The sequence below is a fragment of the Vibrio paucivorans genome, from assembly GCF_054053395.1.
The window spans coordinates 1,400,557-1,422,772 of the sequence record NZ_CM133231.1 but is presented as its reverse complement, the minus strand read 5'-3'; the positions used below and the strand labels follow the sequence as shown (position 1 = coordinate 1,422,772).

General features: G+C 45.5%; 17 protein-coding genes. 10 read left to right on the top strand and 7 right to left on the bottom strand.

The window, feature by feature from the left end; translation table 11 throughout:
* Positions 1 to 154: 154 nt before the first annotated feature.
* Positions 155 to 1,978, top strand: coding sequence for an SUMF1/EgtB/PvdO family nonheme iron enzyme (locus ACXABW_RS21840; RefSeq protein ID WP_457525529.1), 1,824 nt, complete (start codon positions 155 to 157; stop codon positions 1,976 to 1,978).
* 321 nt (positions 1,979 to 2,299) lie between these two features.
* Positions 2,300 to 3,031, top strand: a complete 732-nt coding sequence (locus ACXABW_RS21835) for a helix-turn-helix transcriptional regulator (protein WP_252033004.1) — start codon at positions 2,300 to 2,302, stop codon at positions 3,029 to 3,031.
* A 22-nt stretch (positions 3,032 to 3,053) separates the two neighbouring features.
* Here ACXABW_RS21835 and pdxH read toward each other — a convergent pair whose 3' ends face one another.
* Positions 3,054 to 3,689: a pyridoxamine 5'-phosphate oxidase gene (gene pdxH, locus ACXABW_RS21830; protein WP_457525528.1), complete on the bottom strand. Its 636-nt coding sequence runs from the start codon at positions 3,687 to 3,689 to the stop codon at positions 3,054 to 3,056.
* Between the two features lie 231 nt (positions 3,690 to 3,920).
* On the opposite strand from pdxH, the gene ACXABW_RS21825 reads away from it, so the two are divergent.
* From ACXABW_RS21825 to ACXABW_RS21810, 4 genes are read left to right on the top strand one after another with little or no spacing between them, the layout of a single operon-like run.
* A complete protein-coding gene (locus tag ACXABW_RS21825; protein WP_252033000.1) occupies positions 3,921 to 5,312 on the top strand; it encodes an HlyD family type I secretion periplasmic adaptor subunit in 1,392 nt (463 codons plus the stop codon).
* A gap of 60 nt (positions 5,313 to 5,372) precedes the next feature.
* Positions 5,373 to 6,038, top strand: a complete 666-nt coding sequence (locus ACXABW_RS21820; protein WP_457525527.1) for a transglutaminase-like cysteine peptidase — start codon at positions 5,373 to 5,375, stop codon at positions 6,036 to 6,038.
* 5 nt (positions 6,039 to 6,043) lie between these two features.
* Positions 6,044 to 7,954: a bifunctional diguanylate cyclase/phosphodiesterase gene (locus ACXABW_RS21815; protein ID WP_457525526.1), complete on the top strand. Its 1,911-nt coding sequence runs from the start codon at positions 6,044 to 6,046 to the stop codon at positions 7,952 to 7,954.
* Between the two features lie 21 nt (positions 7,955 to 7,975).
* On the top strand, positions 7,976 to 10,090 hold the full coding sequence (locus ACXABW_RS21810) for a type I secretion system permease/ATPase (RefSeq protein ID WP_252032995.1): 2,115 nt from the start codon (positions 7,976 to 7,978) through the stop codon (positions 10,088 to 10,090).
* 87 nt (positions 10,091 to 10,177) lie between these two features.
* On the opposite strand, the gene ACXABW_RS21805 is transcribed toward ACXABW_RS21810, so the two are convergent.
* From ACXABW_RS21805 to ACXABW_RS21790, 4 genes are all read right to left on the bottom strand, one after another.
* Positions 10,178 to 11,008 (bottom strand): hypothetical protein, encoded by an 831-nt coding sequence (locus ACXABW_RS21805; RefSeq protein ID WP_265688921.1) that lies wholly within the window; start codon positions 11,006 to 11,008, stop codon positions 10,178 to 10,180.
* A complete protein-coding gene (locus tag ACXABW_RS21800; protein WP_457525525.1) occupies positions 11,008 to 11,877 on the bottom strand; it encodes an ABC transporter ATP-binding protein in 870 nt (289 codons plus the stop codon). Before ACXABW_RS21800 ends, ACXABW_RS21805 begins: the two co-directional genes overlap by 1 nt.
* A complete protein-coding gene (locus ACXABW_RS21795) occupies positions 11,874 to 12,245 on the bottom strand; it encodes a GntR family transcriptional regulator (RefSeq protein WP_457525524.1) in 372 nt (123 codons plus the stop codon). The genes ACXABW_RS21800 and ACXABW_RS21795 overlap by 4 nt, the downstream gene beginning before the upstream one ends.
* 140 nt (positions 12,246 to 12,385) lie before the next feature.
* Positions 12,386 to 14,929: a glycosyl hydrolase family 18 protein gene (locus ACXABW_RS21790; protein WP_457525523.1), complete on the bottom strand. Its 2,544-nt coding sequence runs from the start codon at positions 14,927 to 14,929 to the stop codon at positions 12,386 to 12,388.
* Positions 14,930 to 15,359: 430 nt separating this feature from the next.
* Between ACXABW_RS21790 and ACXABW_RS21785 the strand changes: the two genes are divergently transcribed.
* The 3 genes from ACXABW_RS21785 (at position 15,360) to ACXABW_RS21775 (ending at position 18,479) form a co-directional block, all read left to right on the top strand.
* Entirely contained in the window at positions 15,360 to 16,907 is a 1,548-nt protein-coding gene (locus tag ACXABW_RS21785; RefSeq protein ID WP_457525522.1) for a methyl-accepting chemotaxis protein, read from the top strand.
* 21 nt (positions 16,908 to 16,928) lie between these two features.
* Positions 16,929 to 17,657, top strand: coding sequence for a transporter substrate-binding domain-containing protein (locus ACXABW_RS21780; RefSeq protein WP_252032984.1), 729 nt, complete (start codon positions 16,929 to 16,931; stop codon positions 17,655 to 17,657).
* Positions 17,658 to 17,822: 165 nt separating this feature from the next.
* Positions 17,823 to 18,479, top strand: coding sequence for a DUF2057 family protein (locus ACXABW_RS21775; protein WP_252032983.1), 657 nt, complete (start codon positions 17,823 to 17,825; stop codon positions 18,477 to 18,479).
* Between the two features lie 47 nt (positions 18,480 to 18,526).
* Here the strand turns inward: ACXABW_RS21775 and ACXABW_RS21770 are convergent, their stop codons facing one another.
* Positions 18,527 to 19,816, bottom strand: a complete 1,290-nt coding sequence (locus tag ACXABW_RS21770) for an HD domain-containing phosphohydrolase (RefSeq protein ID WP_457525521.1) — start codon at positions 19,814 to 19,816, stop codon at positions 18,527 to 18,529.
* A 237-nt stretch (positions 19,817 to 20,053) separates the two neighbouring features.
* Between ACXABW_RS21770 and ACXABW_RS21765 the strand changes: the two genes are divergently transcribed.
* On the top strand, positions 20,054 to 20,584 hold the full coding sequence (locus tag ACXABW_RS21765; protein ID WP_457525520.1) for a GNAT family N-acetyltransferase: 531 nt from the start codon (positions 20,054 to 20,056) through the stop codon (positions 20,582 to 20,584).
* Positions 20,585 to 20,639: 55 nt separating this feature from the next.
* On the opposite strand, the gene ACXABW_RS21760 is transcribed toward ACXABW_RS21765, so the two are convergent.
* Positions 20,640 to 22,028, bottom strand: a complete 1,389-nt coding sequence (locus tag ACXABW_RS21760; protein WP_265687610.1) for an SLC13 family permease — start codon at positions 22,026 to 22,028, stop codon at positions 20,640 to 20,642.
* Positions 22,029 to 22,216: the final 188 nt, after the last annotated feature.

The window sequence follows — 22,216 nt, the reverse complement described above, 5'->3', positions numbered from 1 at the left end:
GTACAGAAATCGACGAAAATTTTGTCAGGTTTCACAAAGATTCAGTAAAAACGCCATTTTGTCATCAAGTTATCGCAAGATAGTTTCTGACAAAATGGCGTTTTCGTTTAGAATGGCCTAATTAACTAAATTTATTTATTGAAGTAGAAAGACAATGCGACAAGGTTTACCCGCTCTCTTACTTGCTCTATCACCTTGCTTGGTAGCAACGTCCGCAATGGCTGAAGGAACGCCTTCTTCAGTGATGGCCATCGACGACGCTTTGTTCACTAAGCACTCGGAGCTTTCCCAAGCTCAAAAAGATAGAGACAGTCAAAAGCAGCTTGTTGAAGGTCAGCAAAGCCAGCTTACTCAGCTCGATAAGCAAGCCGAAAAGCTGACTGCCCAATTAAACAAAGCCAAAGCAAACCTTGAGCGCGATTATCAGCGTATGATCGACGACCCTGAGCTCGATCTCACTTCAACCCAAAACACCTATCAACAAGCTTGGGCAGACGTAAAGCAAAACCAAGTTGCTCGACTTGAAGCTGAACAAACGCTACAAGAATTAAACGCAGAGCTAGACCAAAAACAATTGGCCGTTGATGCCATCGAAGAACATATCGCGAAGCTCGATACTGATAAACTGCGTGCACGTGCAGAGCGCTTAAAGGGCGAACTACGTGAGAGTGGCACTCAAAAAGTCAGTTTCACTAACGTATGTAGTAGCAGCATGACACTTGCTCAGTGTGCTAAACAGACTGAAGATCTGGCGTTGCAAAAAGCCGTTAATCAATTCCAAGCTCTGCTTATCGATGACACTAGTGAATCAAAACTGGTTAAACAGAATCTAAACAAAGTTTCTCTCAACATTCATGTACTGCGCCATAAAAACATTGAATCTGGTTTCTACGACGGTAAGCGCTTTAAATCAGTCATGGATGTTGAACTGGATGCACGCCCAGCAGAAGTTACAGCTTGTACCTTGCTTGACCTCAACTCCAAATACTGTTTTGCGCCAGGCGAATATAATGCAGACCAAACTCCGCAAAAAGAGACCGCATGGGTTAACTTAACCGTTCGTTCTAACCAGTATAACGACAAAGTCTTGGTAGATGGCGTCAACTACGGCAGCTCACCAGTTGAGATAATGCTACCAGTTGGCCCACACATGATTACCGTTAAGAAAGAAGGCTACAGCTCTTTCCACCAAGAACTTAAGATCAGTTCTGACCATACCTTACGTGCAGTATTACGAGAAAATGAAAATAAACTCGTTGCTGGTTACAAGTTCGCAGATACCATGCCTAGCGGTGGCAAAGCGCCAGGGTTAGTGACCTTAATCGCTGGAGAGTATTTGATTGGGGAGAACGCCTCGCACCAAGTCGACCTTGATCATGCTTTCGCAATCGGTGTCACTCCAGTAACAGTTCAGCAATTTGAGCATTTTGTGAATGTGACCAATTACCAGACCGATGCCGAACTTAAACATATCTGTACAGCGGTAAACAATTCAGAAGTAACGCCTGTTCCAGACAGTTACTGGAGAGATCCTGGCTTTAAACAATCCGCTAATTCACCGGCTGTTTGCATCAGCAGAAGCGATGCTAACGCCTACACGCGTTGGTTGAGTAAGCAAACTGGATTTAGCTACCGACTTCCGACAGAAGATGAGTGGGAAATCGCAGCTCGCTCAGGAAGCCAAGACAAGTACTGGTGGGGTGATAAATTTATCCCAGGTGAAGCCAATACGGGTTGGGGTGGTACACCATGGTCTAACAACAGCACATCTCCGGTAACAGCCTTTGCTCCTAACCGCATGGGCATCTACGATATGGTCGGTAACGTTTGGGAATGGACGAATGACTCACGAGGTGTGACTAAAGGTGGTGCATGGAGCTTCTCTCCAGCAATGGCAGCCGCGCATCAGCGCTTATTCATGGCTCCTTCTGCAGCTTCCAACTATGTCGGTTTCCGTGTCGTAAGAGACCTAGACTAACATCTTGAAAAAGGGGGGAAATCCCCCCTTTCTTATCTTTAATAATCTCATTAAATTAGTCTATGAACCCTAGTCACTAACTACGGGTTGGCACCATGGTGCCTCTCTGATTTAGCAACTGACTGCTAAATACGTAGAACCTCTTCTACACGTCAACAAGAATAGTCTTGTTTCGCCAGCCTTATTCCGGCTGGCATTTTTTTAGCTATAAGGAAATACCCGACAATAGCATCGGGAAGACACATAAACTTATTCATAATCAATGCTATATGGCCACATTTAGCAGTATAATTTGTGTGTTCTATTCAGGAGCAACATTTCGTGTCTACAACTGTCACCCCCGACCAACTGTCACTTTTCCAACAATTACCAGGTTATTGGGGTTGTAAGGATCTTAACTCCGTTTTTGTTTACGCCAACCAAGCTTACGCCGACCTCATTGGTGTAGAGAAACCATCTGATTGTATTGGAAGAACGGACTTTGAAATGCCAAGCGCAACTCGGCACTGTGCGGCCGATTTCCAAGCTCAAGACAAGTATGTGATGGAAACAAGGCAATCAATCAAAGTATTAGATATTCACCCATACCCTGACGGTAGCTGGCATGCCCACATTTTTACTAAGTCGCCTTGGCTAGACGAACACGGAGAGATAAAAGGCACCATCTTTTACGGCCAAGAGCTCACCAATACCGCCGTATTAGAAATAGGCCATTGGATTTGCCGCGCGACAGGGTTAGAAGGGGATCACAGTGAGCCAATGACCCACAATAGTCCAAAAGAGTCCTTAATAGAGCCACTAACGGCTCGAGAAGCCGAAGTGTTGTTCCTATTACTATATGGAAAAAAACCGAAGCACATTGCTCGAGTCATGAACATCTCGATAAAAACCTTTGAGAGCTATGTTGTCAGGCTGCGAGGAAAGTTTTCTGCTCACAGTAAAGAGCAGCTTATCGATCGAGCATTGGATTTGGGCTACGGCTCAGCGATCCCTAAAACCATGCTTAAAACACAGCTTTCAGTTGTGCTAACCAATGAATACGCCGCTGATTAGCGGCGTAATAGTTTGATTCTTTTTACGGGGCAAGCCTATCGATGTCCCACTGACCATCATGATTTGAAAACAAGAACCTATCATGCAGTCGGTGTTCACCACCTTGCCAGAATTCTATACTTTCAGGTCGAATTCTAAAGCCCCCCCAGAACGTCGGGACAGGTACCTCCCCCTGTTCAAACTGCTTCTTCAACTCAAGAAACTTGCCTTCGAGGATACCACGAGCAGAAATGCGACTACTCTGACGGCTCGCTATAGCAGCAATTTGGCTCTCTTTTGGCCTAGATGCAAAGTACTTAACGTTCTCGACAGTCGACAACTTCTCCGCCACTCCCGTGATATGTACCTGACGCTCTAATGGATGCCATGGAAAGTGTAAGCTCACCTTGCTATTCACCGCGATTTGCCGTGCTTTGCGGCTACCAAGGTTGGTGTAAAACACAAACCCTTTGTCATCAACATTTTTTAGCAACACAATTCGCTGAAAAGGTTGGCCTGTTTCGTCTACCGTTGCCACCGTCATCGCGGTTGGATCAGTAAGCCCAGCATCAATGGCTTGTTGCAGCCACAAATTGAATTGATCGACTGGATTCGCTTTAAGATCTTTTCGTCTTAACCCATCGCGCTCATACTCTCGGCGAATTTCTGAAAGCTCCATTTCTACTCCTCGTGGATTTTTTCACGATTGTGCGCCCTTCCCCTTTCAAACTCAAGTCACAAAGCAAAAAATGGTTCTGTGTAACAAGTCTAAACTTAATGCTGGGGAGGTATTAGTAACTCAGCTATCATCTATAGTAGATATACAACATACCCCACGGTTATCAACTCCTTAACATTTGCTGTAAGTAGTTATAAAATCAAGAGAATACCCAGACGGAAAGGATCATCTATGAGCAAAAGTGGATACGATAAACTCTCGCCAAATGAGCTTGACTATGTCGACGACAAAACCGCTGCCTTACTGCTCAATACACCAAGTAGCGCTCGCATCATGCTGTGGGTCATGGTGCTGTTTTTTGCTATTGCCATCGCTTGGGCGTCTTGGGCTGAAATAGACAAAGTCACCGTCGGCCAAGGTAAGGTTGTCCCTTCCTCGCAAATCCAAGTCGTTCAGAACCTTGAAGGTGGGTTAGTCAAACAGATCTTGGTTCGTGAAGGCGAAACCGTCCAGAAAGGCCAACAACTGCTTCTAATCGATGATACGCGCTTTCGTTCCGACTTTCGTGAACGAGAACAACAAGTGGCAAACTTGACTGCGAGTGTGCTTCAGTTGTCGGCGTCTATGACCAGTGTGGTTGTTAACGAAGACTTCACTGAGAAAGATTGGAAGAAAAGCGTCATGCTCGACTATGGCAAGCTTGCCTTCCCACCCGCTTTTGAAGAAAAACAGCCGAAGCTCGCTGCAAGACAAAAAGCTGAATATCGCCAAGATTTAAATAATTTACGTAACCAGATTTCCGTTATCGATCAGCAGGTGAACCAAAAGCAACAAGATTTGGTTGAAATCCAAGCTAGGGTGAAAAACTTACGTCAAAGCTACAATTTCGCCAAGAAAGAGCTAGAAATCACTAAACCACTTGCCGATGAAGGGGTTGTACCAAGAATTGAATTGCTAAAGCTCCAACGTCAGGTTAACGATACTCGACGCGAAATGACGTCAAGTGAACTAAAAATCCCAGTTCTCCGTTCTGCTATTAAAGAAGCGATGTTAAGCCGAATAGATGCCGCTCAGAAGTTTCGCTCTGAGCAGCAAGAAAAGCTCAACCAAGCTCAAGATAAACTGTCTGCGATTACAGAATCCGCAGTCGGCTTAGAAGATAGAGTAAATCGGACTGTAGTCGTATCTCCAGTAACAGGAACCGTCAAAACACTGTATGTAAATACCGTGGGCGGTGTTATTCAACCTGGTATGGATATCGTGGAAATCGTGCCGACAGAAGATACATTATTGGTGGAAGCGCAGATTGCGCCTCAGGACATCGCCTTCTTGCGCCCTGACCTCCCTGCAATCGTTAAGTTCAGCGCCTATGACTTCACAAAATACGGTGGACTAGAAGGCGAGTTGGAACATATCAGCGCCGATACAACTAAAGATGAAGAAGGCAATAGCTACTACTTAGTGAGAGTTCGTACCGAACAAACCAGTTTAGGCCAAGGAGAAACTTTACCTATTATTCCTGGTATGACGGCTTCAGTCGACATCATTACGGGTAAACGAACCGTAATGAATTATCTGCTCAAGCCAATTTTAAGTGCTCAACAAAATGCTCTGAAAGAGTAATTCTAAGCTCATGGAACGAGATGTATTGATGAACAGAACACTGGCAAACTGCAATAGCCTATGAAGAAATACTGGCTAGCGGTATTTTTAATACTGTTTACATCACCCACTTCCGTCGCTCTTAATACTAAGGAGCAGCAATGGGTCGATGCGGTGACTCGTACCTATGGAGCCCGTGCCGGAAAGCGCGTCGAAACATGGCGAAAAGAGATTTCACGTTATCACGGTTTATCGGAGCAAGAACAGCTGACCGAAGTAAATCGTTTCTTCAATCAGCTCTATTTCGTCAACGATATCGACCTTTGGGGTAAGAAAGACTACTGGGCAACCCCACTCGAGTTTCTTGGCAGTAATGCCGGCGATTGTGAAGACTTTACTATCGCCAAATATTTTTCTTTGATTGAGCTGGGTGTATCCGACAAAAAGCTACGCCTTGTGTACGTCAAAGCAATCGAACTGAATCAATTTCACATGGTGCTCGCTTACTACTCTACACCAAGCGCAGAACCGGTAATCTTAGACAATATCAACCCTCAAATTAAGCCCGCTTCAACGCGTCGCGATCTACTACCGATATACAGTTTCAACGGTAAAAACCTTTGGCTAATGAAATCCAATAACGGACAACTTGCGGGCAAGTCGTCTCGTTTAAGCCTTTGGAATGATCTTCGCGCAAGAGAGCGCTCCCTTAATTTGAACAAACCAATTGTAAGTTACGATGAGTAGGCCATATGACATTATATAAACAGCTTGTCGCGGGAATGATTGCGGTATTTTTGATGCTGATGATCTCAGTATCCATTATCGAATTTAACACCACCCGGACGAACCTAGAGCGACAGCAGCGCTCCGAGGTCAACAATACCATCAATACTGTGGGCCTCGCCCTAGCACCGTATTTGGAGAACAAAGACAGTGTTGCGGTAGAATCCGTCATCAATGCATTGTTTGATGGTAGTAGCTATTCCATCGTACGCCTGATCTTTCTCGATACCGGAGAAGAGATTCTACGTTCCTACCCAATTCAGCCTAACGGCGTACCAAAATGGTTTACCGACCTGAACCTATTTGAACGTATACACGACCGCAGAGTTGTCACCAGTGGCTGGATGCAGTTAGCAGAAGTTGAAATCGTTAGCCACCCTGGGGACGCCTACGCCCAGCTGTGGAAAGCGTTCGAGCGTTTAGTGCTAGCTTTCTGCTTAATTTTCACTATTGGTTTGATTTCCATTGCATTCATCCTCAAGCGCGCACTGCGTCCACTTCAGCTTATCGTCACTAAAATGGAGCAAGTTGCGAAAAACCAGTTTGGTGAGCCACTGCCTCGCCCAGCGACCAAAGACTTAATTTACGTAGTAGATGGCATCAACAGTATGTCTGAACAAGTAGAGAAAGCCTTTAAAGCGCAAGCAAAAGAAGCGCAGCAACTGCGTGAGCGTGCCTACATCGACCCAGTTTCTCAGTTGGGCAACCGCGCATACTACATGAGCCAACTTAACGCTTGGCTGTCTGAGAATTCATTCGGTGGTGTGGCAATTTTGGAAGCTGGTTTCATCAAAGAGCTATACGACGATAAAGGCTACGAAGCAGGTGATGGCATGGTTCGTGAGCTTGCCGATCACCTTAAAGTATCGATTAATTCTCCAGACGTCACTATTGCGCGTATCTCTACCGAAGAGTTCGGTTTCATCTTCCCGAATATGGATGACAGTGAACTGAAAATCACGGCTGACAGTATCGTCAACTACGTGCAAGACATAAACGCCGACCCAACAGGAACGGCTGCATCTGACCTTTCTTTAGGTGTCGTTCACAACCGTGAGTCTAAATCGTCGACTGAAGTATTAACCATGCTAGATAACGCGCTGGCCAATGCTAAATCTAACCTAGATATCAATTACGGTTACGTTTCGAGCGAAACCAGCCAAAACATCATGGGTAAACAGCAGTGGAAAGCCTTGGTTGAAGAAGCAATTCACAATGACTGGTTCAGCTTCCGTTTCCAATCTGCGAACAACAGTTGGGGGCAAACTTATCACCAAGAAGTGTTCTCAGCGATCGAGAAAGACGGCGAACGCTTCAGCGCAAACCAATACTTATTTGCGCTGGAACAGCTCAATGCCAGCCACATCTTCGACGAATATGTAATTAAAGCCATTGTAGAGAAACTAGAGAGAAACGAATTCACGGCACCTATCGCCATTAATGTTTCTCAGAGCAGCATTGCCCAACCGAGCTTCATACGCTGGGTAGCGCAGATTCTGACGAAGCATTCAGCCATTGCTGATATGCTTCACTTTGAGATCCCAGAAAACTGCTTTATCAACTCACCGCACCATACTGCGCTGTTCTGTAGTGCAATACGCAATGCTGGTGCTGATTTCGGCGTCGACAATTACGGACGAAACTTCCAGTCATTGGACTACATTAATGAATTTAGACCTGCGTATGTGAAATTGGATTACTTATTCACACACCATTTGGACGACGAAAAGCAGAAGTTCACGCTGACTTCGATTTCCCGTACTGCGCATAACTTGGGAATCAAGACGATTGCCTCAAGGGTGGAAACTCAGACTCAGTTAGATTTCTTGTCTGAACACTTTATTGAAGCCTTCCAAGGCTTTATCGTAGATAAATAAAAAAAGAATAGGTCTAACTGAATGCAAGATCCGCTATTAAATTCGCTGATATACGTGAGTCGCTATTACGGCTTAGCGAATTCACCCGAAGCGCTGATTAATGGGTTGCCGCTGTCAGATGGCAAGCTCACGCCTTTCTTGTTTCCCAGAGCCGCAGAACGCGCAGGGTTAGTCGCCAAAGAAAACCGCTCGAAGCTGACTGAAATCCCAGATCTCATTCTCCCAGTCGTGTTGGTTTTAAAAGGTGGGGAAGCGTGCGTTCTCAATAGTTTTAACAAAGACAAACAAGAAGTCGAAATTGTTACCGGCGAATCTGGGCTAGTTCCGGTTTCCATGCCATTAGATGAATTGGAAGAGCGCTATATAGGCCGTTACTTCCTAGTAAAAAAACAGTTTCGCTATGATGAACGTTCTCCTGAAGTCCTAAAAACACGCGACGGTCACTGGTTCTGGAGCACCATCTGGCAATCGAAAAAGATCTATCGAGATGTGTTTATTGCCTCGATTTTGATTAACCTATTCGCTATCGCCGCTCCGATGTTCACGCGCTTGGTGTACGACAAAGTGGTACCAAACCTAGCGTTTGAAACCCTTTGGGTTCTCGCCAGTGGTATCTTTGTTATTTTCCTATTCGATCTGGGACTAAAGCTACTACGAAGCTTTTTCATCGACGTGGCGGGGAAGAAATCCGACATCCTTATCTCTTCTAAATTATTTAGTAAAGTGATGGGAATTCGAATGGAATCCAAGCCACCTTCAGTTGGTGCGTTTGCACGCCACCTTCAGGAGTTCGAATCGATTCGTGAGTTCTTCACTTCCGCGACAATTTCTTCGTTGATCGATTTACCTTTCGCTTTGCTGTTCCTGCTACTGATTTGGTTAATGGCAGGTAATTTGGTGCTGGTCCCAATTGTCGGTGTACTCATTCTGATCATTTACTCTGCATTGATTCAAGGACCGCTAAGGCGAACCATAGAAGAAGGCTCCCGATTGGCGTCTCAAAAATATGCCAACCTAATTGAAAGCTTAGCTGGGCTTGAAACCGTGAAGCTGTTCGGTGCGCAAAGTCAGTTCCAGTACCGCTGGGAAGAAGCGGTCGCTCACATGGCTAACTGGAATATTAAGAGTCGACGCATTACTGATGGAATCCAAAACACGGCAGGGTTTGTCCAACAAGCCTGTAACGTCGGTATGATTATCCTAGGGGTTTATTTAATCGCCGAGGGTGAGCTTACTATGGGTGGGTTAATCGCAGCCACCATGTTAAGCGGCCGTGCGATTGGGCCTATGGTTCAACTGTCTTTACTATCCACCCGTTACAATCAGGCCAAATCTTCTCTGACCATCATTGAGCAAGTGATGAGCATGCCCGATGAGCAAGAAGAAGGAAAACGCTACATTCACCGCCCAATTGTCCAAGGTAAGATTGAACTGGATAAAGTCACTTTCCACTACCCAGACTCTCCTATCGCCTCGGTACGCGATCTCAGCTTAACCATTAACCCAGGTGAGAAAGTCGCAGTCATAGGTCGAATAGGTTCCGGTAAAACGACTCTCGAGCGCCTGATTATGGGGCTATACAAGCCAACTGAAGGGCATGTTCGTATCGATGACACCGATATTGATCAGTTGCACCACATCGACATTAGGCGCAACATCGGTTGTGTCCCACAAGACAGTAACCTGTTCTATGGTTCGATACGCGATAACATTACTTTGGGCCGTCCACTCGCAGACGACCGCGATGTCATGGATGCAGCCAACCGAGCCGGTGTTACGGTATTCACCCAGCAAGACCCAGCTGGTTTGGAGCGGCAAGTCGGTGAAGGCGGGCTACTCCTCTCAGGGGGACAACGCCAAGCGGTTGCAATCGCTCGTGCATTACTAGGTCGCCCGCCTGTATTACTAATGGATGAGCCAACCAGTGCAATGGATAATCGTTCAGAGATGCACATCAAACATCAGCTAGGGCAGCTTGCTCCAAGTGAAACGTTAATTCTGATCACTCACAAAACGTCGATGCTTGATATCGTTGATAGGATCATCGTTATGGAGAAGGGCTGCATCATTGCCGATGGCCCGAAAGCCCAAGTTCTCACGGACCTAAAACAGGGTAAAGTGAGGGCGGTGAACTAACTCGATGGTTTGCCTTCTTACCAATCAAAAATGGCCAGCTAAGCTGGCCATTTTTATATAGGAACAACGGGTGAACCGATATTGCAGTTACTCAACTGTTCGGCTAAACCTCAAACTCACGAACAAGCCTGCTCCTCCAATAAGCATATAGACCAGCAAAGGAGCAACTCCCATATCACTAAATGCACTCAACGGGTTTGGACTCGCAAGAACTTTAAACGGTAGCGACACAATCAGCTGCATGAAGTCGCTCACCACATAAATACCCAATACGCCGACAGACATCCATTTGATCGCATACCACCCTAGCACCATCACTAAAATCGGTGATTTCACTTTCTGAGAAACCGCCATTGCAATAGTCGCGAAAGGAAACAGCGCTACGCCCACCAACAACATACGAACGATAAACTCCATCCAATGGAGCAGTACATAGCTCAGAGACTGTTGCTTAAATAGCAGAGCCAGTTGATTTTCAGAAGCGATATTGAGTAGCCACAAAAAGAAGTCTGCGGATACAACCAATACCGAAGTGATTAGTGGAATCATCGCTAAACCAAAGGCTAACTTAACTCCATGAGTCGCGAGATCCGATACGGGCATACTACGCCAAAACATCGAACTGCCTTCCATTCGCTCTTTTCGCAGAGTTTTCGGAAAGTATAGGCTCGACAGCAGTATCGAAATAAATCCAGTACCACCCAAAATTAAAGCGTTAAGGTCATCTCCGAACTCAAGGTGTACATCACTAACATCACCGCTAAACTCCATTTGAAAAAATAAATTATGCTGTAAGTTACTGTTCATTAGCAGGCTAACAAATAGCACCACGCCACATAGCAAAATAAACAGCGGTACTCGAGTGACCAGTTTATGCTCCAACCACTCTTTCTCTAACATATGGATACTTGGATGCATTAAGCGCCCTCCTTCTGTAAAGCCAGAAAGAGATCCGCTAGCTTTACACTGTAAATAGATTGAACGTCTTCCAATGCTGTGGCTTTATCAGCTCTAAGTAGCCACCTAGTTGTCCCTAGCCCTCTTTCAGACGACAGGGGTTCCAACGCAGCCATCGTTTCTGACTCACTCTCGCTGGTCTCTACGATCACGTAGTCCTCGGCAATACGTTCCATCGAGGTTTGCATAACGGCTCGACCATTTTTGAGAATCAGTACATCGGTTAATAGGTGCTCTATTTCTGATACTTCATGGCTCGCGATGATAAGCGCACGCTCTCCGTCGTGAAACCATTCAAGCAAGTGTCGATAAAACGTATCGCGATATACGAGATCAAGACCAAGAGTTGGCTCATCAAGAATCAGCACCTTAGTATCGGTTGAAATGACAATCGCTAAATGCAGCTGCACTTTCATCCCTTTAGACAGTGCGCCGATCTTGCTATGCAGTTGGATATTAGTGTTGGCCAGCACTGCTTCGGCTTTATTACGGTCAAAGCTTGGGTGCACTCCATTGGTATACTTCAATATTTGCTTAACCGTCATCCACTCTGGCAATACGTTGACGTCTGAAATATACGAAAGATGGGCCATAACTTGTGCTCGATGAGCAATAGGCTCCAAACCGACAACCTCAATGCTTCCTTGATACGAGTGTGCACCTAATAAGCTCTTAATTAGAGTAGATTTCCCCGCTCCATTGTGGCCAAGTAATCCGAGTACTTGCCCGGCTTTCAACTCAAAACTAATGTCCTGTATTGCTTCACCTTGTTCTGCTCGGCGGCCAGAGTACTGCTTTGACACTTGGTTCGCGGCTATTAGTACACTCATTTCTCACCCTTCATCTGTGTCGTCAGTTGTTCTAGAAACTCTTCTAGAGATATATCCAGCTGCTGCATTGAATTTGCAATCTTGGGGATCTGCTGATCCATGAAAGCCTTACGTCGACTGGCTTTCAAAGTAGCCAATGCACCTTTTGCTACAAACATGCCCTGCCCCCGCTTCTTTTCGATAACCCCTTCATCAACCAATAGCTGATACCCCTTCATCACGGTTAAGTGATTAATCTTTAAGTCTGCAGCGACGGCTCGTACCGATGGGAGTGCTTGCTCTTCAAGCCAAACACCTCGCAAAATTTGCTCCGTCAGCCTCTCGGCTAACTGGCGAAAAATCGGTACGCTATCATTCCAATCTGTCATACCACCATACCTGTTTCCGACAACTGGTGTTATACATAGGTATAACACTATACATAATTTTCTATTTTGCAAGATCAAAAAAGCTCTGCCGTATGGCAGAGCTTTCTATCATGTTGCGTATAAGTTAGTTAAGTGGTGTATTAGTTGGTCGCGCAATCCGCAACACCTACTTCTTTCCATACACCCCATTGGCCTGTTGTCGTTGGATCTTCACCAGTAGTCCACCATTTAGCTTCCCAAACCTTACCAGCCCAAGAAACTTGTTGACCACCTGTGTACACAGCACCTGCATCCCATAAATTGTCACACGTACCACCGCCTGTTGAGGTTTTCGCTACAACTACAGCTGCTGAAGCTGAAGCTGTCGCTTGGCCATCACTCACAGTCACCGTAAAGTTAAGCGTGGTATCTTGAGTGTATTCAGCAGCAACGAAGCTAACTGAAGAACCTTGTACTGTTGCTTCCAGCCCTGCAGGAATAGCCCAAGAATAAGTTAAGGCATCGCCATCAGCATCTGCCGAAGCTGACGCATCGACTACCACAACATCACCGGCACTTACGTTAGCCGGAGCTGATACTGATGCTACTGGCGGAGTGTTCACCGGTGGAAGATCTTTTGGATTGACTGTCACTACCACAGTGTCAGTAGCTGACGCACCATCATTGTCCGTAACCGTTAATGAGAAAGTCAGCGTTTCTACTTGAGCGACCTCAGCAACATCAAAGCTCGCTTGAGCTGAGTTAGCCCCAGATAATGTCACTGCAGTGCCTGCGGTTTGCGCCCAAACATAGCTAGCAATTGTACCGTCAGTATCTTTAGACGCGCTGCCATCAAGCGCAACAGATGCAGGACCTGTTACCGTTTGGTCTGAGCCAGCCACCGCGACAGGCTTCTGGTTAACTGGATCAATTGGACCACCAGATAAACTTTCATGCATCGCGTTAAGGATATCGCCGTTATCTGCATCAATTTCCCATGAGAATAAGCCAGCTAAGCCTAATGAACGTACATATTCACCTTTAGCTTGTACCGAGTGCTTATCATCAAATGTGATCAATTGGCCCGTGGTACGGTTCCAGACCCAAGGGGCTTTCGCTTGATCATCATAACCATATTCGAATCCGTTGATACCAGTATGAGCGTCTCCTAACATGTAAGACTTAATGCCTTTGTAGTCGATAACACCGTCTTCCCATACACCCTGTGCCGTACTACCTTTCAGTTTTCCGGTACCTGTACCCGTCATTGGGTCATTTGGATCTGTCAGTGTATCTGGTGTTACACCTTCCCAGCCTCGGCCATACATAGCGGTACCCACAACAAGCTTGTTAGCTGGAACACCTTGAGCAAGCAGCAATTGAATACCGTTGTCAGTCGTGTACGCAGGCCCTTTATATTGCTCGCCATTTTCATCCAAGCCAGAACCATCACACTGACCAGGGCGCATAAAGGTGCCACAGTAGAGTGCAGTTTGGTGTCCTGGAACATTATTCCAGCCACCGTAAAAGTCATACGTCATTGCAAAGATGTAATCCATATACTGAACCGCATCGGCATAATCAACGTCTTCAATCTTATCGTAACCCACACCAATCGCTGAGGTTAGCTCATAAGTGCGTCCTGTTTCCGCCTGCAGGTCATCAAGCATCGCACGCAACTCTGCCATCAAGGCAATGTATGCCGGACCATCATTAACCGGGTCACCAAGGTCTGCCGCAGCGCCACCACCACCAGGGAATTCCCAGTCAATATCTACACCATCATAGAATTTCCAAGTTTTTAGGAATTTCTTCACCGATGCGACAAACGTGTCTCGGTTTGCTTTAGTCGTGAAATCAAAAAATGGGTCAGAAAGCGTCCAGCCACCAATAGATGGGATGATTTTCAGGTCTGGATTGCGCTGCTTAAGTGCCATTAGCATCGCGTAGTTACCCTTAATCGGTGTGCTGTATTCATGTCCTGCTTGAGGGAAGCTCTTCTGGAAAGCCGCCCAAGGGTCGTGGATTACTACTTCGTAGTCATTAACACCCTGACACGCTGTTTGCAGAGCATTAAAACTGTTACCACCAACAGATTTCACTGATTCATTCGGACCACAAATTGGGATGAAGCCATAAAGGATATGAGTCAAATTATCAGCTGGAATATTGTCGACGGTATACTCACGACCATAGATGCCCCACTCGACAAAATATGTACCCACTACCGTGTTTGGATCGGTATTGTAGGTTTTGTTGTTCGGGTCAATGTTCATCGCCAATGGCGCTAAGTGTGAACCATCGGTATCAGCAATCGTTACTTCTACAGGTGCGCTTTTGCTACACCCTGTTGCATCACACGCTTCGATTTCCATTTGGTACAAGCCACCTTGGCCGTACTGGAAAGTTGCGCTCGTTTGACCACCTGAAATAGGGCCAGTTGCGACTTCAACACCATCAAAATAGATTTTGTAGGTATCGCCAGTTGTGCCACTCCACTGATTAAACTTGATTGTGATGTCGGCTAAGTCGTTATATTTAACCATCTGGTTGTAACCAGATGTTGTTTCCATGGCTAACTCAATTTTGGAAAACTGAAGGTTGTTAGACCCATATACATCAACGCTTGGAGCCGTTGGTGCGGCCTTCGCAACGCCAGTTAATGCCATTGCAATACTAGCGGCGCACAAAGTAATACGATTCATATTAAATTCTCTCATTCCTTGAACGTGTCACTCGCTTCAACCATTACCATCACAACATACAGCGGAAATACAACGCGGTTGTCCGAGTGTCTGCTCTCCGATCCAATACCGAAGAACATCACCATCAGTATTTGAGAAACTTTTTTTTTAATAAAAAAAAATAAAACCGTTTTCGAGTGATGACTAAAAAAACATCACTTGTTATCAATTTGTTTCATAACAAAAGTTACACTGAGTCAAGATTTTATAAATCTTAAAGATGAGAGTGGAAAAAGCTAGTTATGTGCATTAGCGGCAATTATTACACCTCTCACCTATTTACAACTCCATAACACGACAGCTGTGCCACCAGCCCAAAATAAAGATGTAGATCACACTTATATGAATCATTGCCTATTATTTAGTCAATAAGACTTTTGATTGATGCCAAATGGATTGCTACGGAGAGCATATTTTGAAAAGTGTAAAATTGATCTTCCTTATCCAAGTCATCGCTGCAGTGACAGTGGTGTTACTCATATCCGCGTTTTTGAAATACGACAACTTTAAACACAACCTCTATACCGAGCTTGACGTTAATGTGCATAACACCAGTCAAAGGCTAAGTGTCAGCCTACCTCGCGCTATTTGGGACTTTGACCTAGCAACCGCACAACTAGCGATTTCTGCCGAACTTAAATCACCAGAAATTTCTGCCGTTCAAGTGCTCGACAACCAAGGTGCGAATCTTCTGTTTTTGGCTGAAAAAGAGGGAGAAATAGTAGAGGTCAACAGCAACGAGGCTTACCCAAGCGAAGACATGGTAAGTGAATCTTTAGTGTTTATTGAGTATGAAGAAGAAAATGCCGTCGGCTCAGTCAACGTATATTTCGATACCCATGCACTCGATACCAAACTGGCTGACTCACTCACCCATAACATCTTAGAGCTCATCATCCTCGATGTAATCATTTCCGTTACCATAGTGGCCGCACTGAGTATTACCGTGCTTCGCCCCATTCAAGAGCTCACCGAACGCATTCAAAGCCTGTCTTCCGGTGACGGCGATCTATCCAACAAAATCAAACCCGCCAAGCATGCAGAATTTGATGCCATTACTAAGGGAGTCAATGACTTTACAGAATCACTGCGAGTCATTGTTCAAGATGTCAGCCAAGCCTCTGTTCAATTAGAAGATAAAGCCAACGCAAACGGTGCAACCGCGCAAAGTAATGCTCAAAAGCTTGAAACTCAAAAACACCAACTGACCACGGTGGCAGCCGCTGCTACTCAATTGAATCACTCAGTCGCTACCGTTGCCGATACCGCTTCCGATACAGCAGGTCAGGCTAACCATGCGACTGATCTCGCCAATAGCGTCAACACAACCATAGAAAACTCCGCGCAGGAGATCATTAACATGCGCGAAGAAATGAATCATGTGAACGCTGAGATGCACATCTTGATCGAAGAAGGTGAAAAAATCACCACTGTATTGAATGTCATTAACGATATTTCAGAACAAACCAACCTACTTGCACTCAATGCTGCCATTGAGGCAGCTCGGGCAGGAGAGCAGGGCCGAGGCTTCGCCGTAGTTGCAGACGAAGTTCGTAACCTTGCGGTAAAAACCAGCGAATCAACCGAGCAGATCCAAAAGAATATTACTGCATTAGATAATGCTACCAAATCCGTAGAAGACGAATTAACACGCATTGCTACCATGCTTGAAAGCACCGCTTCTAGGGTTGGCGAATCACAGCATTCTGTAACCGAAGTACAGCAATTAATCACCCATATTTCAGAACGCAGTGGACAAATATCTCAAGCAACCGAAGAACAACGAATGGCCGTGGAAGAGATCAGCCAAGCCATTGTGGAAGCCTCTGAGGCCACCACCGACGTTTCTGCCGGCGCAAGCCAAAACTCTCAACGCACACAGGAAGTGCTGGAACTCAGCCAGAGCATCGCGAAACACATGACTAAATTCCGCACATAAACACCACAAAGGGGACACACTATGAGACTGCTCATAACACTGTTTATCGCGGCCCTATTATCTTTCACAAGTCAGGCCGCCACCATAACCGCAGCGCAAGACCCATGGCCGCCTTTTGTCCAAAAGGACAAAAGTAATCCGGGTATTTCCGTGGAAATAGTCACCGCCGCTTTTGCCTCACAAGGACATGACGTGAATTTTAAAATCATGCCTTGGACGCGAGCACTTAACGAAGTAAAAGAAGGTAGGATCGATGTGTTAGTGGCCACTTGGTTTACCCAAGAACGTACTTCTTATCTAAATTACAGCGACAGTTATCTCGAAAACTCACTGAAGTTCATCAAAAAAGCAGGCGATGGGTTTGAGTATTCTGGGTTAGATAGCCTATCGGGCAAATCTGTCGGTATCATTCGAAACTACGGTTATGGCGATGAGTTTTTGGGTGCGACTAACTTCAACAAACCCGAAGCAAATGACTTGATCTCCAATGTAAAAAAATTGAAAGCAGGCCGTATCGACCTCACACTTGAAGACGAAGTGGTAGCGAAAGCGACCATTTCTGGAGCTGGCATGAACGTGTCCGATTTTTCATTTACCAGCAGCGCACTCTCGGTCAATCCAATCCATGTCACTTCTGGCCTTGCTAACAGCAAAAACGCTGAGATCATCGATGCATTCAATAAAGGATTAGCCGCTATTAAAGCAGACGGCACCTTCGACAAGATACTCATGAAGTACGGCATCAAATAAGCCCCGGCTCAAACTACAGCCCTTGAGACATGTCTTAAGGGCTTTTTCATGCAATTGTGACAGCTAGGTGAACTTTCAAACTTCTCACATTCAAACATTGCAATTCAACGCATAGCGAGGCAATCTCTGAGAGCAAATTGAATCGAAGCATTTGGAATAATACCAATGAATATAATCAAGCCTTTATCATTAGCGCTTGCTATTACTGCAAGTGGTTTTGCTGCCGCTGACGTTACTATCCAAGTCCCTAACAACGTTGACCTACTGGTTGTTAATGGCGAGAAGCCAGAGATTTCGGGAGGCTTTTTCTCATCAGAGAAGACCGTTACGCTGCCTGACGGCGAAAACCAAATTGTATTCCGCTACACCCCGTACTTCGACAGAAGTGACGAGCGAGTTACAGTAGAAAGTGATGCAATCATCACCAAGTTCAACACCGCAGACAAAGAGTTGTCGTTCAGCTTGCCGAAATATCGCAATGAACGTGAAGCGAAGAAAGACATTGACCAATTCCAGTGGAATCTAGTTGATGCCAATGGTCAATCGATTGAAACCGCGGATGACAAACTGCTTAAAGAAGGCATGCAAATTGGCCGAGATTTCCGTCGTGAAACTGAAGACTACAACAAAACACAAGGCGTAGCAGCCGTTGGTGTTGCGGCAGTCGCTGTACAGCCAGTAACACTTCCAGCGAAGATCGACCAAAATGCTCAAACAGCGGTGAAAGGCGACAGCACAGCTGAAGAAATGCTGCATTTTTGGTACAGCAAAGCGGATGCAGATACCAAAGCGCGCTTCAAGCAATACGTAAACGCACAGTAATTTGTGGAAAGAAGGTGCCATTACGCACCTTTTTGTAGAGTCAAAGCCTAGCGAACTTCGCTAGGCTTTTCTTTTGGCACGCTCTCTTTACCTACCGACAGCTCGTAGCAGGTGTGCGCATTATCTTTCACGCACTGGAACACTACGGCATCCAGCTCATTATCTATAACTTGCTGAGCAAGAATATTGAGCGCTATATCCAATGGTATTCCCTCTCGATAAGGCCTCGACTGCGTGAGTGCTTGAAATACATCCGCTACCGCAACAATACGGCTAGGTTGATCCAACTCTTTTGCAGTCTTACCTTTTGGGTACCCTGAACCATCTAAACGCTCATGATGATTAGAAGCCCACTCAATCACATCCTGCGATTTCAGCATCGACTGCAACGCAAAACGCGTATCGGTCGCATGACGCTTGATACAGTTATATTCCTGTTCCGTCAAATCGCCTGGCTTATGTAACACGTGATCAGGTGTTTTAAGCTTGCCAAAATCATGCACTAAGCCTGCAAGGTAGAGCTTTTTCTGCGTGCGGTTTGAATAGCCAAGCTGTTTGCCAATATACCGTGTAAGAATGGCCACTTTTGATGAGTGCTGAAAGGTAAAAGTGCTTTTCGCATCAACGATCTTGGCAATAAACTCCGCCAATTCAATGGTTTCGTCTAGCCCTAGGTTTGTACCATAGAAAGGCACAGGTTCAAGTTGGCGAGACAGTGCCTCGATGTACTCACAGTTCATCGAAAACCAAAAGTCATCGTTATCGACTAACTCGCACATGTGTTGAACCATATTGGTTTCAAACAACTCACCCGCATTAGATGTAAGTTGATCGATAATGCTCTGCTTGCCTGCTCGACATAGGTTGCCATACTGATCCGGCTGAGACACGGAGTACAAGTAGTCGACCCGATCTGAAATGAAAATCAGCGCGGCAAGCAACTTATCGCTGTCGCTAATAGTCGAATTCAACTCCAGCGTAGCCCATGGAGTATGGTGATACAGCGTCGGCAGTGAGAGCGCAGCAAGAGGTTCGCACTCCGACAACAGTTGAAAACCTCGCTCGCAATGCGCATGAAAGCATTCTGAATGCATTTCCGTAAGCAGCATTGAGAGTTCACCGGCTTGTGATACGCCGCAGTCATGAACTAACCCAAGCGCAAACCCAAGTTGTGCTTGTTCTTCACTCCAGCCCATTTTTTTCGCACAGCAGTAGGCGATATAGCCCACCCTATGCCCATGATGTAGCTCATCGACACCGACGGCATCTAATGCCTTGGAGATGCCCAAAAGCACGCAACGTAAGTCAACGCTTACTTCGTCACGATTACTAACCATCCCAACCAACCTAAATAATTATTTTTGTATTTTATTTTGAGCTTAAAAGACTAATACAAGGGGTTAGCCTAATCCCACAGTTTTTGTAAGATTAAAGTCAGGATCGTGATTGGAATAACGTACCGCAGTAATTTCGTGCCACAAATAAAACATTTAACGGAACAATTAGTTATAGCGAGTGCTTACAACCTTTGGTAGCGTAGAGATATCTGAGTGGTTTCATAATTAGGGGAGACAATGTTTACTCAAATCATCGATGAAGAATTAACACTTGCCTTAGTGCAAGAATCTTTCGCGGCCACTTATGTCGATATAGTCGCCCCTCAACTTGACTACTTATCAGAATGGTTAGCTTGGCCCCCTTACTGTCAGTCGGAGCAAGATTTTCGTTTATTTATCCAAAAATCGCTGCATGATTATGCCGAAGGGAAATCAATGACTTGCGCTATTATTTATCAGGGCAGCATTGTGGGGAACTGCAGTTTCAATAACATTGACCACTCCCTAAAGAGAGCTGAGATTGGTTATTGGCTTTCTCAACAATACCAAGGGTTTGGCATCATGACCCGTGTAGTAACCAAATTGATCGATATCGCTTTCAATGAACTGGATATTGAAAAGGTCCAATTATCGGCAGCTAAAGACAACATCGCCAGCCGAGCCGTCGCAGAACGCGCAGGAATGCAGTTAGAAGGCATCATCACCAATAGCGAGAAAATTGGTGACCGCATACTCAGTCATGCGATTTATGGCCTTCATCGAAGCTAAGCCTAATACAAAAAAGCGGGACGACAGTCCCGCTTTGCGCATTAGCTTATCAGCCTTAAGCCCAGAACATCATAGCAAATGTTGTTAGCGCGCCAATACAAGCGATATTCAGCAAGATCCCGACACGCATCATCTCTTGCTGCTTAATATGACCTGAGCCAAACACAATCGCGTTAGGCGGCGTGGCTACTGGCAACATAAACGCACAAGATGCAGCAACAGCAATCAAGACAGACAACACCACTGGCGACATCCCAAAGGCTTCTGCAACAGAGGCAAATACCGGAATCAGCAAAGCCGCGCTTGCGGTATTACTTGCAAACTCAGTAAGGAACACTACAAACGCTGCAATCACCAAAATGATAAAGAAAATACCAAAGTGTGAAATCAACGCACTCAGTTCATTTGCAAGGAAAACACTCGTCCCCGTCGCTTTAAGCACATTACTCAAGCAGATACCACCACCGAATAGAAGTAGTACTCCCCAATCCGCGGTCTTCTCTACATCTTTCCAGTGCACAACTCGAGCAAAGTTCACTAACACTATCGCGCCTAGAGCAACAATAGTATCGAACTTCGCATAACCACCAAGCATGGCATTAATCGGCTTACTAAAGATCCAACAAAAAACCGTAAGCGCAAAAATGGCCAACGTGACTACCTTACCTTTATCCCATTCAATTGGGTCTTGGTTTAACTCGAACTTACCTCGTAAGTCCGGCTTAAGCGCAAGGTAGAGAACCAAAATAGAAATAGGCAGTAATACTGCAGCCGTTGGCAAGCCATAAGCCATCCACTCAGTGAAAGTTAAGCCGACTTCAGCCGCTGCAATCGCGTTTGGCGGGCTTCCTACTACCGTCGCAATGCCTCCGATACTGGCACTGTAAGCGATTCCCAGCAGCACAAATACATACGTTTTATGGCCACTTTCAGAGTTCACTTTACTTAGAACCCCTAAAACTAGCGGTAACATCATGGCAGCTGTTGCAGTATTACTGATCCACATCGACAGCGCTGCGGTAACACCAAATAGCATGAACACCGCAACACTCATACGCCCTTGAGCGATGATCAGCACTTTATCGGCAATCACTTTATCTAGACCTTGTCTGTGCATAGCTGCAGCAAGCGCAAAGCCACCCAAAAACAAAAAGATGATGGAGTTAGCGAAGTTATTGAGCGCAGTTTGGGTATCAAACACGCCAAATAATACTGCGATAATTGGCACTAATACGGCTGTGACGGTAACGTGCAGCGCTTCCGTTAACCACAAAATAGCAATAAACGTCAGCATGCTAATCCCGAGTACTACATCGGGATCGAACGGGAGGGTGTTGTACAGAACGTAAAACAGCACCGCATCCAACAGGATGATGATGCTGTTTTTGTTAAAGAACCATTCTCGGGTATTGGACGGTAAAGGGACACTATCATTTCTATTCATTATTATTCTTCCTTATGGAGGCCATAGTGGCTTAGTGATGATCACATATACTCAACAAGGTTGATAATAATCTTTATGAAACTGTTAACCTTATCAAAAGAAAGGTTAATGACGTTAACACAATGATAGCTATGGGAATAATAGGGTGAATAAATGAATGGCATTGTTATTCACCCTACCTATATTTA

What these genes read in the sequence shown, in the direction of transcription:
- ACXABW_RS21810 (WP_252032995.1), top strand. Translation starts at nt 7,976, where the DNA reads ATGCAAGATCCGCTATTAAATTCGCTGATATACGTGAGTCGCTATTAC.
- ACXABW_RS21820 (WP_457525527.1), top strand. Translation starts at nt 5,373, where the DNA reads ATGAAGAAATACTGGCTAGCGGTATTTTTAATACTGTTTACATCACCC.
- ACXABW_RS21800 (WP_457525525.1), bottom strand. Translation starts at nt 11,877, where the DNA reads ATGAGTGTACTAATAGCCGCGAACCAAGTGTCAAAGCAGTACTCTGGC.
- ACXABW_RS21760 (WP_265687610.1), bottom strand. Translation starts at nt 22,028, where the DNA reads ATGAATAGAAATGATAGTGTCCCTTTACCGTCCAATACCCGAGAATGG.
- ACXABW_RS21840 (WP_457525529.1), top strand. Translation starts at nt 155, where the DNA reads ATGCGACAAGGTTTACCCGCTCTCTTACTTGCTCTATCACCTTGCTTG.
- ACXABW_RS21780 (WP_252032984.1), top strand. Translation starts at nt 16,929, where the DNA reads ATGAGACTGCTCATAACACTGTTTATCGCGGCCCTATTATCTTTCACA.
- ACXABW_RS21775 (WP_252032983.1), top strand. Translation starts at nt 17,823, where the DNA reads ATGAATATAATCAAGCCTTTATCATTAGCGCTTGCTATTACTGCAAGT.
- ACXABW_RS21790 (WP_457525523.1), bottom strand. Translation starts at nt 14,929, where the DNA reads ATGAATCGTATTACTTTGTGCGCCGCTAGTATTGCAATGGCATTAACT.
- ACXABW_RS21795 (WP_457525524.1), bottom strand. Translation starts at nt 12,245, where the DNA reads ATGACAGATTGGAATGATAGCGTACCGATTTTTCGCCAGTTAGCCGAG.
- ACXABW_RS21765 (WP_457525520.1), top strand. Translation starts at nt 20,054, where the DNA reads ATGTTTACTCAAATCATCGATGAAGAATTAACACTTGCCTTAGTGCAA.
- ACXABW_RS21770 (WP_457525521.1), bottom strand. Translation starts at nt 19,816, where the DNA reads ATGGTTAGTAATCGTGACGAAGTAAGCGTTGACTTACGTTGCGTGCTT.
- pdxH (WP_457525528.1), bottom strand. Translation starts at nt 3,689, where the DNA reads ATGGAGCTTTCAGAAATTCGCCGAGAGTATGAGCGCGATGGGTTAAGA.
- ACXABW_RS21785 (WP_457525522.1), top strand. Translation starts at nt 15,360, where the DNA reads ATGGATTGCTACGGAGAGCATATTTTGAAAAGTGTAAAATTGATCTTC.
- ACXABW_RS21805 (WP_265688921.1), bottom strand. Translation starts at nt 11,008, where the DNA reads ATGCATCCAAGTATCCATATGTTAGAGAAAGAGTGGTTGGAGCATAAA.
- ACXABW_RS21815 (WP_457525526.1), top strand. Translation starts at nt 6,044, where the DNA reads ATGACATTATATAAACAGCTTGTCGCGGGAATGATTGCGGTATTTTTG.
- ACXABW_RS21825 (WP_252033000.1), top strand. Translation starts at nt 3,921, where the DNA reads ATGAGCAAAAGTGGATACGATAAACTCTCGCCAAATGAGCTTGACTAT.